Genomic DNA, 1307 nt, shown 5'->3' on the forward strand with positions numbered 1-1307 from the left:
GGACCTGTTCTTCCAGGTGGGTGCGAACCAGGGGCAGACCATTGCCGTGGACGGCGTGGATGCCCGGACCTCGGAGCTGGGGACCACCGAGGTGGAAGGAGCCAACGGGCTTTCACAGGAAGAGATTGGGCAGATCGACACGGATGTGGCATTCAGTAACATTCAGATCGAAGGGGATGAGTTCTCTGATATCGTTGTGGATCTGAGTGAGGCGGACAACCTTGAGGATGTGGTGCGGCTGGTGAACGCCGAGATTGCCAGCGAAGCGGCGGAAGGTGATACCAATGCGGCAGCGGTCGCGGATGCCAACCTGCAGGCCGCGTTGCGGGTCGATAACGCGGGCAACACGACGGTGGCTATCACTTCGCAGCTGGGCACGGAGGGCCTGGAGGTGACCGGGGGACAAGTGACCCTGGAGGATGGAAGCACGGTTGACCTCTTTACGCAAGATGCTGGAACTGGTACGGCGATCGAGTCCGATGATGTGACGTTGAACGACATCGATGTGACCACGCGCGAGACGGCGACCCAGGCCATGGGTGCGCTGGATGGAGCGCTGACTGAGGTGAACTCGCTGCGTGCGGAGCTGGGTGCGGTGCAGACGCGTTTCGAGAGCACGATCTCGAACCTGGAGATCGGTTCGGAGAACCTGTCGGATGCGCGTTCGCGGATCCGGGATGCGGACTTTGCCGCGGAGACGGCGGACCTGACCCGGGCGCAGGTGCTGCAGCAGGCGGGGACCTCGGTGCTGTCGCAGGCGAACGCGGTGCCGCAGAACGTGCTGGGTCTGCTGCAGTAAGGCTTCGGCTTCCTCCGGGCCCGTGCGGCGGGCCATCCCGGGGCCCGTCCCGAGTGATCGGGGCGGGCTTTTTTGCGTTGTGGGGTGATCTCGGGGGCCGGTGGTCCGGGCGGGTGCGTTTTCGCGCGCGAGCGCGCTCCTACGGAGAGGCGGGGTCGGGGATATGGGGTCGGGGTACGTGATGGATTGCGGGGATTTCTCGGCGGTGGCAGGAAGTTGCCGCGGGGATCGGCCAGAATCCGGGTAAAGGGGTTTGCGGCGCGACAGGGTGCGGCGCAGCGGGGCGGAAAAAATTTGCCGCCGGGGCTAAAGTTCCTTGCCGGTCGGCCGTTATCGGCTGCAGGAGCGGAAGTGTTTCCGCACGGTTGGCCCCCGTCATGGGGCTGTCATGGCAAGAGGAAAAGACCATGTCTCAAGTCATCAACACCAACATCCTGTCGCTGAATGCGCAGCGGAACCTGAATGCTTCGCAGAATGCGCTTTCGCAGTCGCTGGAGCGCCTGTCATC

General features: G+C 63.8%; 1 protein-coding gene and 1 pseudogene. Both read left to right on the plus strand.

What is annotated here, in order from left to right; all coding sequences use genetic code 11:
* Positions 1-799 (plus strand): flagellin (locus F620_RS0114155; protein ID WP_019571098.1); only part of this gene is annotated, 799 nt, incomplete at its 5' end.
* Between the two features lie 407 nt (positions 800-1206).
* Positions 1207-1307 (plus strand): annotated as a pseudogene (locus tag F620_RS15435) (flagellin); the annotation flags it as partial.

Origin of the sequence: Thioalkalivibrio sp. ALE11, from assembly GCF_000381205.1 — a bacterium.
Taxonomy (GTDB): domain Bacteria; phylum Pseudomonadota; class Gammaproteobacteria; order Ectothiorhodospirales; family Ectothiorhodospiraceae; genus Thioalkalivibrio.